This is a genomic window from Psychrobacter okhotskensis, assembly GCF_013248965.1.
In the GTDB taxonomy this organism is placed as follows: Bacteria; Pseudomonadota; Gammaproteobacteria; order Pseudomonadales; family Moraxellaceae; genus Psychrobacter; species Psychrobacter okhotskensis.
In genome coordinates, this window is sequence record NZ_JABRVQ010000017.1 from 18,804 (window position 1) to 34,029 (window position 15,226).

Here is a 15,226-nt window from a genome sequence, read left to right on the forward strand (position 1 = left end):
TCGGCAACACACCTTGGTATGTTGCCGATTTTAATTACAATAGTGATGTTCATTAAGCAAATATTGGATCTACTTAGGGCTTATTAAAAAGCAAATTGATCAACATCCATCGTCATGTACGGTTCAACGCCAGTAGCGATACGCTGTACGTGAGTAGTGGTACGTGGTAATAGTTTTGCAAAGTAGAATTGTGCGGTTTTAATCTTGGCATCATAGAATGCTTGCTCGCTGCTACCGTTAGCGATTTCAGTTTGCGCGACCAATGCCATACGAGCCCATAAGTAGGCTAGAGTGACGTAACCACTGAAGTATAAGTAATCAACTGCCGCGCCGCCGACTGCATCTGCGTTTTCAGTCGCTTGCATACCGATACGTGACGTCAAATCGCCCCATTCTTTTAGATGCTTGGCAAGTGGACGGATAAACTGACCCATCTCGTCATTGTCACTGTTTTCTTCACAGAACGTTTGGATGATTTGTACGAAGTTGGCAAGCAATTTACCTTGTGAACCCAACACTTTACGACCTAAGAGGTCGAGCGCTTGTATTTCAGTAGTACCTTCATAAAGACAAGCAATACGTGTATCACGGACGTTTTGTTCCATGCCCCATTCGCTGATAAAACCATGACCGCCATAGACTTGTACGCCATGGTTAGCCGCTTCTAGACCAGTCTCAGTCAAGAATGCTTTAGCAATTGGTGTCAATAATGACAGCATTTGGTCAGCAAATTTCAGGTTGTCGCCTTCGCCTTTGGCAACGGTATCCGCAAAATGCGAGAGGTAATAAACTAGGGCACGACCGCCTTCTGCAAAGGCTTTTTCGGTCAACAACATGTTACGAACCGCTGGATGGACGATGATAGGATCGGCCACTTTTTCTGGCGCTTTAGCACCTGATAGTGAACGCATCGCTAAGCGGTCTTTGGCATAAGTCAGTGAGCCTTGGAACGCATACTCTGCTGCCGTTAAACCTTGAACTGCCGTACCGATACGAGCGACGTTCATAAAGGTAAACATGCACTGTAAACCACGGTTCTCAGGGCCAATCAAGTAACCAGTTGCGCCATCAAAGTTCATGACACAAGTCGCTGAGGCTTTGATACCCATTTTGTGCTCGATAGAACCACAAACGACTTTATTATTTTCACCCAAGCTGCTGTCTTCGTTGACCATGACTTTAGGAACGATAAACAACGAGATGCCTTTGGTGCCAGCAGGAGCGCCTGGTAGACGAGCCAAAACGATGTGAATAATGTTATCGGTTAAGTCATGCTCACCAGCTGAGATAAAGATTTTTTGACCAGTGATGCTATAGCTACCATCTTCTTTTGGCTCAGCTTTGGTACGAATGATACCCAAGTCAGAACCTGCATGCGCTTCAGTCAAGCACATAGTACCTGACCATTCGCCAGTGACCATTTTTTCTAAGTAAGTTTGTTTTTGTGCATCAGTACCATGATGTTCAATGGTCTGGATGGCACCGTGTGATAGGCCAGGGTACATAGAGAATGACCAGTTAGCTGTACCAACCATCTCATTAATGACCGTCGATAATGAAAACGGCATGTTTTGACCACCGAATGCTTCTTCAGCAGACAACGCTGGGAAGCCAAGCTCACAATACGCTTTGTATGCTTCTTTAAAACCTTTTGGCGTGGTAACAGCGCCATTGTTAAACTGACAACCTTCAGCATCACCGCTTTGATTCAGTGGTGATAGCTCATTTTCAGCAAAGCTCGCTGCCATCTCAAACAGGCTGTCCATCAACTCGCGATCTGCTTCTTGGAACGCAGGCAAAGTTTTGTAGTGACTTTCGCTGTCGAGTAACTCATGCATCACGAATTGAATGTCACGTAAGGGCGCTTTGTATTGCATAACTTCCTGTCCTTTTTGGAATGCAATCGAGACCAATAGCTGGTTATCCTGTCTCATGCGCTAAAGTTTCGCGCATGAGACAGAACTGACTGTATCCGAAGTGTCTACTGGAATGGTAGAGACGGATACGGCTCATCTAAGGTGTCGATTGTATAAAATAGTATTGAAACGAATGGTGATTGTTAAAGTCAGTTTAATGTTCAATTGGCTCTAACAAATGCACCATAAAAGATAGGCTTTCATAGGCGATTATACAAGTTTAGTGACAGCACTGATAAGTCATGAACCTACCTTGCATCCGTTATGCAATCAACGTTAGGCGAAAAAAATGAATGATAATAATCGACTAAAAAACTAGCGAGTCATTTTTACAAAAAGATTTGAATTTGTCTTCAATCTGGACAAAAAAGGGATTAATAAGCTAGAAAGGGCAAAATCGACGAAAAATGGTATTAAATAAGTTGTTAATATCATTATGTTAACTGCCTTACTGACTTTAGTTTGCTGATATTTCTCTTGCCCTTTACTATCATTACCAAAGTCAATATATATCTTAAGATGTCTTATTTGGATGAGTACTGCTGCCTTAGCAGTTCGGTTGCGATATCAGCAGTCACTGGTTTGCCGAACCAATAGCCTTGCCCGTACTGGCAACCCATGTCTAATAGTAAATCACGCTGCTGCTCGGTTTCGATACCTTCAGCGATAACTTGCATGTCAAGTGCCACTGCCAAATCTAAAATTGCCTTGACGATGGCGTATTGAGTACGGTTGGTTTCAATCTTTGATATAAAACTTTTATCGATTTTGATAAAGTCAAAAGGGTATTCTTGTAAATAGCTTAAAGATGCATAACCTGTGCCGAAGTCATCTAGCGCCAAACAAATCCCCAACTCTTTTAGTAAATCGAGCTGTTTCTTGACATTGGCATGGCGTTGTATCAATGAGGATTCTGTTACTTCAATATGCAATTGTTGAGCGCTGATGTCGTACTGTAAAAACAAGTTGCTGACCATTTCATAAAAATCAGGATGGCTAAATTCAGCAGCATCCGCATTGATACAGATATGCTGATCGAAGCCAAGTTTTTGCCAAATTGATAGCTGTTGTGCAATTTGGACTGCCATTTGTGAGAATAGCTCAAACGACAGTTTGTGAGTAATGATGGCGTTCATAAAGTGGACAGGTTTTAGCAGTCCGCGAGTGGGGTGCTGCCAACGTACCAGCGCCTCAAAGCCAGTGATGGCTCCGGTATCTAAGGCAAACTTGGGTTGATAGTAGGGTATAAACTGAACTTCATTGCTGGCTGCTCTAAGCTCGGCCTCTAGCTGTAAACTATTGGCAGTCGCTTCGCTGATTGCTTTATTGTACCAACAGATGTCGTCGCCACCTTGTTGCTTCACATAATGTAAGGCCTTCTCGGCTTTGGTCAATAGCCCCGCCATTTCGTGATCATTTTCAGGGAAGTAACTGACGCCAACGGAGATATGACAATAAATGTCCGCATCTTCGGCTGGCTCATCATTGATAGAGAACGGATGCTCACACATTTGCATCAAGCTATCTAGCTGATTACGTACGGTATTGGCGTCATTACATTCGAACAATAAAGCAAAATCATCACCACCAAAATGAGAAAAACAGCGTAAGTTGTCAAGCTTTAAGGTTTTGACCCGCAGTACAAAGTTCTCTATGAGTGTATTGATACCGTCAGGGCCGAGTAGGCTGGCAAGATTGCGATAACGATCAATATTAAGACGTACAATCACCACCTCTTGATAACTCTCTAACAACAGCTCACTGGTCTGACTCAAAAACACCTTGCGATTGGGCAAGCCGGTCAGTTGATCGTAATTAAGCAGATGAGCCACTTGTTTTCTGTCCTCGACAACAGACGACATATCACGAACCACACCGACATAATAAGCCGTTTGCCCCACATAGATTCTGCGATAAGTAATGTGACAGTTTAGGACTTGTCCATAGCGATTCGCCATCGAAAAATCGATTTCATGAAATCCTTCGCTGTCTAAGGCTTTGGTGAGATCATGTAAAATTGCTTGCTCTTCTTTTGATAAGAATTCAGCCGCATATATACCAAGCGGTCGGCCCAGCAAAAAAGATTCGCTGTAACCAATCATAATCTCATAAATGGCATTGACTGATAGATAACGAAAGTCTGCATCTAGGATAAAGATAGCGTCTTCAGATTGCTCGCATAACTGGGTCAACAGTTGCTGCTTGTCCGAGAGTGGAAGCGTGGTAAAAGTAGTCATAGTTGGACTCATTAAATCAACATCAAGTCAAAAAAGTTGGTCAGTCTTTGCTAGATATAACCTTGGTAAATCATATCGTAAGCTTAGCGGTACAAGTTATACCCCCAGCGTGCAAGGCAATGAAAAGGGTCGTATCAGCACGCTTCGTTTACCCTAGCTATCAGCATGATATTGGCAATAACATTTTGTCGTTAATAACGAAGCGCGTGCAATGTCGCCAAGGCAACGACCGGCGCAGTCTCAGTGCGCAATACGCGATGTCCAATTTGCCAAGGCGCAAAGCCCATTGCTTGTGCTTGTGCGCGCTCATCATTACTCAGACCACCCTCGGGGCCGATGAGCAACTCTACGTAGGGTTTATCTCTTTTTAGTGCAATTGATAGCGTCTCTGGCCGCAAAGGTTGTCCTGCTGCTGGCACGCTCAGTTGCAAACGTAAATCTGCCGGTTGCTGTAATACTTGATAATAAGAATCTTGGCTCAGCTCAGCTACTATAGGGCTGACCACCATTTCTTTTTCGTTTAATTTTTCGCTAGCGGCTATATTTAATAGCCAGTCATCAATCGATAATGGCGCAAGAATAAGTGGTGGGCGATTAAGGCCGCATTGCTCACAGGCGGCGATAGCGACTTGTTGCCAATGCGCCAACTTTTTTTCAACTTGTGCGGGTTTGAGGTTGACCTCGCCATGATGACTGCTGAGGAGTTGGATCGCAGTAACGCCAAGCTCGGTAGATTTTTGAATCGCATAGTCCATGCGTTCGCCACGACTCATCACCAGCCCGATTTTAGTTAATATAGAAGCGCTGCGGTCATTCTCGATCTGGGTCAGTAAAGTCGCTGTGGCATTTTTTTTACTGATCGCTTGTAGCTGTACCTGATATTCGCCGCCAAAGCCATCGAACAAAATGCCTTGGTCACCGATATTTGCGCGTAGTACCCGGCACCAATGATGGACAATACTGTCTGTTAATTCGACACTAGCACCCATAGGCAAGGTGCTAAGTTTGGGAAAGGGGGTGTTCGTATCGTTACTGGAGGCATAAAAAAAACGTCGCACAGTCGCTTAATCCTTTAATTGAACAATAATCCATCCCAATATATTAGCAGAATATGAGCTGAGAAGAGAGGGGTATTGTTACAGGTGTTTGGGGAATAAAAACAGCTCAAATAAGGCTGTTCTTAGCATAAGATGAGTCATCAGCAAAACAAAAAAACTGGCGCTCCTAAGAACGCCAGTCATTAAGCAATACATTCGGTCAATATTTAAGCAATCAAACCTAACGCTTCAACCAAACGCTTGTTTGGCTCAACCTTATTCATGCTATAAAAATGCATGGCAGGTACGCCCTCGGCAATCAAGCGCTCACATAAACGATAGACCACATCAAAGCCGAACTCGCGAATAGCGGTGCGGTCATCGCCAAAATCTGCCAAGCGCTTACGCACATAGCGAGGAATATCAGCACCACAGCTATCGGCAAAGCGTACGAGATTGCTAGAGTTGGTAATCGGCATAATGCCTGCGACTAACGGCTGCGCTACTGTATCGATACCGCGCTTCTCTAACGTATCACGCAGATATAAATAACTATCCGTGTTATAGAAAAACTGGGTAATTGATGCATCGGCACCAGCCTGATATTTATTGACTAAGTTGTCAACATCAAACTCAAAGCTACGCGCTTGTGGATGCATCTCAGGATAGGCTGCGACCTCGATACGGAAGTGATCACCTGAATATTCACGGATAAACTTCACCAAGTCTAACGCAAACGGTAGCTCGCCCATACCTACTTGACCTGATGGTAAGTCACCACGCAGAGCGACCAAACGCTGGATGCCTAAGCCTTTATAAAGATCGAGCAATTCAGCGATTTCCGCTTTGTCATCACCGATACAAGACATATGCGGCGCAATATCCGTCTCACCGCGCGCGCACAAAGCTTGGACGATATCCAAAGTGCGGCTACGGGTTGAACCGCCCGCACCGTAGGTCACTGAAAAGTAAGCAGGTGATAGCTTATTTAACTCATCATAAGTGCTGAGGAGCTTTTCATGTCCTTGCTCGGTTTTGGCCGGAAAAAACTCGAAGGAGAAAGCAGGCTTACTCACAGGCTAGCTCCTTTTAGTATTTATAAGCGTCAGGCTTGAACGGACCTTCGACAGGCACACCCAAATACTCTGCTTGTTTTTCCGTCAGCTTAGTTAATGTACCGTTAAAACCAGCAACCATGGCAGCAGCGACTTCTTCGTCTAGCTTTTTAGGCAATACTCTGACGTATAAGTTGTCAGTGCGCTCATCAACTGGCAAGTCAGCAAACTTTTCTTCAAACAAATACATTTGTGCTAATACTTGGTTGGCAAATGAGCCGTCCATCACGCGTGATGGGTGACCAGTGGCATTACCTAGGTTTACTAAACGACCTTCAGCAAGCAAAATCAAATAATCGTTTTCATCGTCTGAGCGGAAGATTTGATGCACTTGTGGCTTAATCTCAACCCAGCGCCAGTTGTCACGCATAAATTGGGTATCGATTTCAGTGTCAAAATGACCGATGTTACAAACGACCGCACCAGGCTTAAGTGCCGCAAGCATGTGTCTATCACAAACATGATAGTTGCCAGTAGTAGTGACAATCATGTCAGTGTCTTCAAGCAAGCGCTTGTTGATATTCTCTGCGCCGCCGGTGTTATCGCCGTTGATATAAGGTGACAATACTTCAAAGCCATCCATACATGCCTGCATGGCACAGATAGGATCGACTTCTGAGACACGTACGATCATGCCTTCTTGACGTAAGCTTTGCGTAGAGCCTTTACCGACATCGCCATAACCGATCACTAAGGCACGGCGACCAGCAAGGAACATGTCAGTGGCACGCTTGATGGCGTCATTTAAGCTATGACGGCAACCGTATTTGTTATCGTTTTTAGACTTGGTAACCGCATCGTTGACGTTGATCGCTGGTACTTTTAGCGTGCCTTTATTAAGCATTTCAACCAAGCGATGGACACCTGTAGTAGTTTCTTCAGAGATACCATGGATATTATCAAGTAGCTCAGCATAATCATTGTGAATCAATGCGGTTAAATCGCCGCCATCATCCAAGATTAAGTTTGCATCCCAAAGTTGACCTGAGGCTTCGCCGCCAACGTGGATTTGTTGACGCAAGCACCACTCGTACTCTTCTTCGGTTTCGCCTTTCCAAGCATAAACAGAGATACCCGCAGCAGCAATAGCCGCAGCAGCATGGTCTTGGGTTGAGAAGATATTACATGAAGTCCAGCGTACTTCAGCACCTAGCGCGACGAGTGTCTCGATAAGGACCGCAGTCTGAATTGTCATGTGGATACAGCCAGCGATTTTCGCGCCTTTAAGCGGTTGGTCGGCTTCGTAGCGACGACGCAAACCCATTAGGGCAGGCATTTCGGCTTCGGCTAAAGTGATTTCACGGCGACCGTAATCAGCAAGGCTGATGTCGGCGACTTTATAGTCGGTGAAAGAGGGGTCGATCGTATGGGCAGATGGGGTGTTAGACACTGCGTCCATAATATGCTCCTATCAGTTAATAGATAAAAAGAATAAAAACGCAGGTGCCGTTATTTGCGCTGTTCATAACCATAAATGGCAATGAACAGTTAACCGAGCCTAACATAACAAATGATTTGCAAAGCGATAAAGCTTATATGCAATAAAATTTATTATGGCGCAACACCTCTCGGAGGTCGTTATTGTAATAGATGAATCAGTGATTGTCACCTATTGGATAACATAAATATTAGGCAGTAAAGGTATGAGTGATTTTGCCTTTTTGGTGGGCACAAAAAAAGGCCATCGTTGGATGACCTTGATTGTTGATATACATTTTGTGCAATTTGATTGGGTTTAGAACCAGTTATAAGTTAATGAGGTAAAGAAGTTAGTGCCGTCAGTGTTATAGCCAAGCGCTGTCACATAGTCTTTATTAGTAATATTATTTAAGCGAGCACTCATTGTTAAATTATCCGTCAACTGATAATTGCCACTAATATTAAATAGACCAAAGCTGTCTATGATCTGTGAATCAGCATTGTTTACACTGTAATAATAATGACCTATATATTCATATTCAGCACGGATATCTAAACTCGGTAAACGATAGCCTAAGTAGATAAGGCCTTTGTTCTCAGGGCGAATAGGGAGGTAGTTACCATTGTAATCAATAGGATTACCAAGATAGTCGACTTTACCCGTGTAATCACTATCATCTTTAGCTTTTTGGTAGTCGTAACTGGCTCCAAATAGGTAATTATCAATTACCCAATCTGAAGTCAATGTCACCCCTTTGATTTTGGCTTTGTCAGTATTTATTCTTTGTCCATAAATGTATTCAGGGGTGCTTTTACCATCACTGGCAATAAGGTCGTCGACCTTATTATGGTAACCTGTGATGCGTGTCGATTGCAGTGAAGTATTATATTCAATGAAAGCTTCGTAGTTATCACTAGTTTCTGGTTTTAGATTTGGATTACTGCCCCAACTTTTAGGTCCGTATAAGTCATTAAAGGTCGGTATGCGATAGCCTTTAGCGTAACTTGCGCCAATACGAAAATCAGGGCTAATATTATAAGCACCGCCTAAGTTATAAGTAGTTTCGCTGTCGAAGTCTGAATAGTCGTCATATCGTATATTGGCTTGCGCGTCGAAGCCATTATATGACAGCAAATAACCCAAAAAACCACTGGTAGTTTTACGATCATCGGCATCATATACATTTGACTCAAGTTTTTGCTTCAAATGCTCAGCGCCCAGAGTTAATTTGCCGACTGGCAAGTCTTGAACGCTTATTAAGCTTATTTGCTGCTGCTTAGTATCATATTGGCTGCCATTATTTGCGTCAGTCTCATAAGTCGTTGATTCGTCGATACTATAACCATATTGAAGTTTGGTGTTGCTGCTATCAGTAAAATGTTCAAGATAGGCACTAGCAGCCCCACTTTCTTGATCTGAAAAGGCATGCTTTAGAGCAGGAGCGCCCGTCATGTAATCATCATAAGCGTCAATATCTGTTGTTGATTTTGAATAAAGACCGCTAATTCCAAATCTTAAACTATCGTTAATTTTTTGATTAAGAAGTAAGCTGTAGTTATCACTCTCAAAGCCATCATCATCAGTCTGACTTGGTAGGTCACCAGGTAAAGTAGCGTTAAATCCGTCTGTTTCGTTATGACTGGCTGCTAGGCTCAGCGTAGTACCCTTGTCATTAGTAAATTGAGCGCTCGCTCCATATAAATATTGATTATGAGAGCCAATACCTGCGGTCACAGCAACATTACTTTGTTCGATATTATTGCCTTTAGTGAATACTTGGATAACGCCGCCCATCGCGTCTGCACCATAAATACTAGAGCCTGAAGCACCGTATAAAATTTCAATACGGTCAATCTGATCTACAGGTAACAAACTGAGAGTAGCGCCGCCTGCACTCATTGAGCTATAACGTACACCATCGATAAGAACTAATATTTGGTTGTTATTATAGCCACGCATATAAAAGTTTGATGTGGTGCCAGAACCACCGTTAGTGTAATGACTAATTCCTGGCTGGCGCTTAATTACATCAAGCGCACTTTGACCTTGAGAGCGTTGTAATTCTTCGCTATCGATCACCCGAGTTTGAGCGATGACATTACTGGTCTTAGTCGGCGTACGTGTCGCCGTTACAACAATTTTATCAAGCTCAACTTGAGGTAATTCACTATCATTGACTGTTTCTAAGTCAGTGTCAGCTGGTGTGACAGCCATGGCTGTATTTACGGCAAATACACCAAGCGCACTTAAAATACAGCAGCGTAAATAAGTAGACGAAGAAGAACGTGTTAACAACATAATGATTTCCAAGGTTACATGAGCAAAGGTTAAGAAGGTAAAGTTTACAAAAAAAAGTAGACAAGTTAAACAGCGCCTATTATCTATAAATACTTTTGTTTTATAAACCACTTTTAGCCAATATTTATTCACGGTAAGCTGAGCTGTTTTCATGATGATTGATTATTGAACCATTTTTATGCGTTAATTAGCATAATTGTGCTGTATAGGCTGTGTTTATAGACAATGATGACTTATCATCAGAAACATTGTCGGTTATAAAAATATGTAATCAAAAACACGACCGTTAGTTATAATTGCTATCATGGCAGCAGGTCATATTCATTATTGGCTGTTTCAGCTATTTTTTATGTATCACTGTTGATATTTATAAATATTTTATCTATAAATTAAGAGGTTTGTTTTGTCTACTAAGCGTCGTATGAGTCCTGCTAGCTTACCTTTGTCTTTAACGGCATCATTATCAAGAACACTGATTGTGCTGAGCTTATTGCTGACTTTATTATTTAGCCTGATACTGCCAAATGCTGCCCTTGCTGCTGAGGCCAGTGTATTGGGAATTGGCGGAACTAGTGAGGCTGCTAGTACCAGCGAGCCGCTACCTGATTCGTTCGGACGAGATACCCCGCGGCATACGGTGCAAGGATTCATTAGTGCGCTTGGCGAAAATGATTATTTGCTGGCGAGCAATTATCTTAATTTGTCAAAATCAGACAATCCAACGACTGCTGTGCGTCAATTTAAGCAAGCGCTTGACGCGGGTGGACGCTTTTCAGCTGATTTGCAGATTAATAATACGCTCGAAGGCAATTTAGCCGACCAACTACCGCCCAGCCAAGAAAATGTGGGTAACATCAGTATCGGTGATAAAAGCGTGCCGTTATTGCTTGAGCGCGTCGTCTCAAAGCAAGGTGAACAATACTGGCAGTTTTCTACCGAAACGCTCAGCTCAATACCAGAAGTTCTAGAAAACACCGATCCTACCTTGGTGTCTCGTTATACGATCGACTCGCTAGAAGGTAAAAAGCTTTTCGGCTATCAATTGGTGGATCTGTTCGCCGCCTTGGCCATGACTGTGAGCAGTTTTTTATTGACCTACGTCATGGTATGGCTGCTGTATCATTTGTTGAAGCTCGTTTATCCACGCGTGCGCGGTGTGGCATTACCAGTGCCGGACAAGGTTATCTTGCCCCTTGCGGTAGTGATTATGGCGCTGATATTGTCTGAGGTGATGGTCTATTCTGGGGTGTCAGTGACGCTGCGTGAGCCAGTCAATCGCTTTACCGAGATTGCATCGTGGCTCGCTATAACGTGGTTATTACTACGTGTCATCGATGCTATTTTCACGCGTGCTGTTAACTTAAGCTATAAGAAAAACCATACTGAACGGGTTTCGATATTAGGGTTGATGCGAAAAATTGTTAAGGCCTTACTACTGATATTTGCTGTGATCGTCATTTTTGGTAATTTAGGCTTTGATTTGACAACAGGTATCGCAGCCTTAGGTGTCGGTGGTTTGGCTTTAGCACTTGGTGCGCAAAAAACCATCGAGAACCTCGTGGGAAGTGTGGTCGTCGTGGCGGATTCGCCCGTACGTATCGGCGACTACTGTAAGTTTGGCACTTATGAAGGTACGGTCATCGATATCGGTATTCGCTCATCACGTGTACGCACCTTGACGCGCACGATTGTCACTGTCCCCAATGGTGACTTCTCGTCCATGCAAATCGAGAACTTTACCTCGCGTGATATGTTTCGCTTCTTTCATCAGTTATATCTCAAGCGTACTGCCGATATTGACGTGGTCTTCAAAATGGTCAAAGACTTAGACGAGTTTTTAAATGAGCATTATTTGACCAATAATGAATGGAATCAAGTCAATATTTTAGAGCTGCGTCAAGACTGTTATGTGATTCAGTTACAAGCTTATATTAATGCTAACGACGTCATGGAGTTTTATGACAAGCAAAATGTGGTATTCGTTGATGTGCTCAATCAAGTGGCAAAATATAAGGTCGAGCATGCGCTACCAACCCAACAGTTGATTGTCAATCAAGCGGAGCTTGAGCATCATATGGATAATGGTCGTGATAATAATACTGCGCTTGACTCTGTTGCAAATACGCCGAATGATGACAATGCTTATCACAATAGCAATGATAATCTTAGTGATGATGACGACGCTAATATTGATAACAATGCGGATAATAGTACTGCTAGTGATAGCGAGCATAAAGCTATCAACGTCAGTAAAAATAGCAGCAAAGATGCCAGCAGTGCGAACAACGACAAAGTCGCTGAAAAACAGAAAGAAAAGGCTAAAAAAGCTCAGTCAAAAAAAGCCCGTAAAATTCATACTTATGCGTTTGCAAAACGTAAGTTTAAGCATTCCAAAAGAAAATTTGGTTTCTCTATTTGGAACCAGCCATAGTATTTATGGTGAATCGACTTTGTGAAAATGGCTTTGCAGAACTGACTTTTAAGCAGGCGGTAGCGGGTGAAATGAGGGCGACGGTCGTTGGCCATCCCTTTATTTTTTTGTTTGATAGCGATAAAGGGGCTGCCAGTTATCCAGTTATAATGGTACGGCAGTTTTATCGCGTAACAAGCCATAGTACGACCATAGCAGCAGACTGGCGGCGCTACGATGTGGCGACCAACTTTCGGTCAAGTGGTTTAGCTGTTTTGGAGTCGGACGCTCTGCTAGACCTAGTAATTCCATCGCTGCGACTTTAATCGCCAAATCGTCGACTGCCAATACATCTGCACGTTTTAAAGAAAATAGTAAATACATCTCAGCCGTCCAGCGCCCAATACCAGTGACTGCTGTCAGTGTGTTTATAACCTCTGCATTTGCCATCCTTACTAGCGCCGCAAAGTCTATGTTATGGTCTACTAGTGAGCGGACATAACGTATCTTTTGCTTAGATAGTCCTTGAGCGCGCAATGTTTCATCCGTCGCTTCGCTAATGGCTTTAGGAGTGGTCAAACCTGCCGCAACAATCCGTTGCCAAATGCTGGCCGCCGCGGCTACCGATAGCTGTTGCCCAACCATCGCTCTCATTAATTGTTCAAAGCCACCGGCATTGTGCCTGAGACTGGGCACGCCAACTTGCTCATAAACAGGTGCAAATCTCGGTTCGATGGCAATCAAGGCGATGATATGCTCTTCTAATGCTTTAGCATTTTCAATAGTTTGTAGACTCATAAATATCTTATCCTCATTGATTTAGATACCGCTAAAGCTATAGTGAGTGAAAAGTAATATCGATAGATGACGCACTGCTGATAGAGGCGACAAAAAATTGATATCAGCAACAGCATCGCGTTTTTAGGATGTTTGGACTATAGATGCAAACAGTTGCTTCGATGATGAGCATAACAAAAAGGACTGCATAGATGCAGTCCTTTTTTTTCTTTAACCGAGCAGCTTATTCGCTATCAGTTTTAGGCTTTTTAAGCAGTACCAATACAGCGCCATTGCCACCATCTTTGGGCGGCGCAGAGCAAAATGCCAATACTTCTGGCAATTGACGTAGCCAACCGTTGACGCAGGTTTTTAAAATAGCCTCAGAACCTTTACCATGAACGATTTTTACCATGGTTTCGTTGTTCTGTTTCGCTTGGCTCAATAGTTGAGTCATAGCCGCGCGCGCTTCGTCAATGGTACAGCCATGGATGTCTACTGCGTCATACCAACGCAGCTTGCCCTGTTTTAGCTGGGTAAAAACCTTATTTTGCAGCGTTGGCTGCTTATAAGACAAATACGCTTCGCCAGCGACGGGGTTGAGTAGCGCTTGCATATCTGATAAGCCTGCACCCAAGTCACTCGTTTCACTGCCTTGCGCAGCGGCACGTTTCGACAGAGTCGCGGCGTCAGGTTTGCGCACTTTTGCGGCATTGGCAGGGGAGCGGACATTTTTGTCCTCTAGCTGATCTACACCATGCATCGCTTGCATAAAGAGAACTTTATCATCATCGATATGCTCACTGTCTAATTGTTTGACCGTTTTTTTGACCTGCTTTTGGGTAAGTAGCGAGACAGGTTCTGTGGGCTTGCCATTGTCACCATCAGGCGAATTGGTATCGCGACCTTTGCTCAGTTGTCCTTTGAGCTCTTTGAGCTGGTCTTGCATTTCTTTTGAAAATAGAGAATTTGACATAAAAGTTAACGTATCGTTGGTTAATGAAGGAATGATTGATTGATTTAAACTGTTCAGAAGACTGAAGCCACTTTACCCGTCTGCTGCGACGCCCGCAAGTAAGGATTGTAACGCTTGTCCGGGGTGATCCGTTTTCATAAATTGCTCACCGATCAAAAAGTGCTGAATATCGTTATTGAGCATCAAACGAATATCATCGCTGCTATGGATACCGCTTTCGGTGACGATAAGCGGTTTCTGTGCTGTGGCTGCGCTATTAGCGTCATCCGCCAATGCTTCGATTAAAATATTTTTTAGATCAAGCGTGGTTTGTAGATCGACATCAAAAGTATTCAAATCACGGTTATTGATACCATAGATATTATGCTCGGAGCGTGGCAGTTTTAATGCGCGTTCAAGCTCAGCTTTGGTATGGACCTCAATCAATACATCCATGCCCAGCTCGATACTGAGCGCATGTAGTTTTTGTACTTGAGTATCATCCAGACAAGCCATGATTAATAATATACAGTCGGCACCCATGAGATATGATTGGTAAATTTGATACTCATCAATCATAAAGTCTTTGCGCAGTATCGGTAGGCTTGCGGCATTGGCAGCTTGAATCAGGTAGCTGTCATCGCCTTGGAAATAATCGCGATCCGTCAATACAGACAAACAGCTCGCGCCAGCTTGCTCGTATTGTTTGGCAAACAACGCAGGCGCGAAGTTATGATTGATAACGCCTTTAGAGGGAGAGGCTTTTTTAATCTCAGCGATGATACCGATACCATTGTCTTTAGCAGCGGTAACTCCTACAGCTCCCACAGCTCTTAGAGCAGCGGCAAAACCTCGACGTGATTTTTTATCAGTCGCTACTTGCGCTTTTAACGCTTCAAGAGATAGCACATCGCGAGCGGCTTTTACTTCTTCTACTTTGGTGGCGACGATGCGCTGTAATACCGAAGGAATATCTGTATTGGTTGTGTTCATACTGGTATCCGAATATTGTTAAAGGTAAATAAATAAGCAACAATGGCTATTTTTGCATCTCGTTAACA

10 protein-coding genes are annotated in these 15,226 nt (G+C 43.4%); 1 reads left to right on the plus strand and 9 read right to left on the minus strand.

Annotation, left to right across the window (positions count from 1 at the left end):
- Positions 1–83 precede the first annotated feature (83 nt).
- The 6 genes from HQR03_RS09250 to HQR03_RS09275 form a co-directional block, all read right to left on the minus strand.
- The gene (locus HQR03_RS09250; RefSeq protein ID WP_025651196.1) at positions 84–1,877 is read right to left on the minus strand and encodes an acyl-CoA dehydrogenase C-terminal domain-containing protein; all 1,794 of its coding nucleotides are present in this window, start codon (positions 1,875–1,877) and stop codon (positions 84–86) included.
- A 563-nt stretch (positions 1,878–2,440) separates the two neighbouring features.
- Entirely contained in the window at positions 2,441–4,153 is a 1,713-nt protein-coding gene (locus tag HQR03_RS09255) for a putative bifunctional diguanylate cyclase/phosphodiesterase (RefSeq protein WP_244952014.1), read from the minus strand.
- Between the two features lie 191 nt (positions 4,154–4,344).
- A complete protein-coding gene (locus tag HQR03_RS09260; protein WP_101212624.1) occupies positions 4,345–5,211 on the minus strand; it encodes a 16S rRNA (uracil(1498)-N(3))-methyltransferase in 867 nt (288 codons plus the stop codon).
- A 206-nt stretch (positions 5,212–5,417) separates the two neighbouring features.
- On the minus strand, positions 5,418–6,266 hold the full coding sequence (locus HQR03_RS09265; RefSeq protein WP_173239972.1) for a methylenetetrahydrofolate reductase: 849 nt from the start codon (positions 6,264–6,266) through the stop codon (positions 5,418–5,420).
- A gap of 13 nt (positions 6,267–6,279) precedes the next feature.
- Positions 6,280–7,704, minus strand: a complete 1,425-nt coding sequence (gene ahcY / locus HQR03_RS09270) for an adenosylhomocysteinase (protein WP_173239973.1) — start codon at positions 7,702–7,704, stop codon at positions 6,280–6,282.
- 336 nt (positions 7,705–8,040) lie between these two features.
- A complete protein-coding gene (locus tag HQR03_RS09275) occupies positions 8,041–10,023 on the minus strand; it encodes a TonB-dependent receptor plug domain-containing protein (protein WP_173239974.1) in 1,983 nt (660 codons plus the stop codon).
- Between the two features lie 403 nt (positions 10,024–10,426).
- On the opposite strand from HQR03_RS09275, the gene HQR03_RS09280 reads away from it, so the two are divergent.
- The gene (locus tag HQR03_RS09280; protein ID WP_173239975.1) at positions 10,427–12,454 is read left to right on the plus strand and encodes a mechanosensitive ion channel family protein; all 2,028 of its coding nucleotides are present in this window, start codon (positions 10,427–10,429) and stop codon (positions 12,452–12,454) included.
- A gap of 144 nt (positions 12,455–12,598) precedes the next feature.
- Here the strand turns inward: HQR03_RS09280 and HQR03_RS09285 are convergent, their stop codons facing one another.
- From HQR03_RS09285 to trpC, 3 genes are all read right to left on the minus strand, one after another.
- Positions 12,599–13,231 carry a DNA-3-methyladenine glycosylase family protein gene (locus HQR03_RS09285; RefSeq protein WP_173239976.1) on the minus strand — a complete coding sequence of 211 codons (633 nt, stop codon included), beginning with the start codon at positions 13,229–13,231 and terminating at the stop codon, positions 12,599–12,601.
- Positions 13,232–13,454: 223 nt separating this feature from the next.
- Positions 13,455–14,186, minus strand: coding sequence for a Smr/MutS family protein (locus HQR03_RS09290; RefSeq protein ID WP_025651188.1), 732 nt, complete (start codon positions 14,184–14,186; stop codon positions 13,455–13,457).
- A 72-nt stretch (positions 14,187–14,258) separates the two neighbouring features.
- A complete protein-coding gene (gene trpC, locus HQR03_RS09295; RefSeq protein WP_101212618.1) occupies positions 14,259–15,158 on the minus strand; it encodes an indole-3-glycerol phosphate synthase TrpC in 900 nt (299 codons plus the stop codon).
- Between the last annotated feature and the right edge of the window lie 68 nt (positions 15,159–15,226).

Coding starts and splice junctions, on each gene's coding strand:
- HQR03_RS09250 (WP_025651196.1), bottom strand. CDS start 1,877: ATGCAATACAAAGCGCCCTTACGTGACATTCAATTCGTGATGCATGAG.
- HQR03_RS09255 (WP_244952014.1), bottom strand. CDS start 4,153: ATGACTACTTTTACCACGCTTCCACTCTCGGACAAGCAGCAACTGTTG.
- ahcY (WP_173239973.1), bottom strand. CDS start 7,704: ATGGACGCAGTGTCTAACACCCCATCTGCCCATACGATCGACCCCTCT.
- HQR03_RS09275 (WP_173239974.1), bottom strand. CDS start 10,023: ATGTTGTTAACACGTTCTTCTTCGTCTACTTATTTACGCTGCTGTATT.
- HQR03_RS09285 (WP_173239976.1), bottom strand. CDS start 13,231: ATGAGTCTACAAACTATTGAAAATGCTAAAGCATTAGAAGAGCATATC.
- HQR03_RS09290 (WP_025651188.1), bottom strand. CDS start 14,186: ATGTCAAATTCTCTATTTTCAAAAGAAATGCAAGACCAGCTCAAAGAG.
- trpC (WP_101212618.1), bottom strand. CDS start 15,158: ATGAACACAACCAATACAGATATTCCTTCGGTATTACAGCGCATCGTC.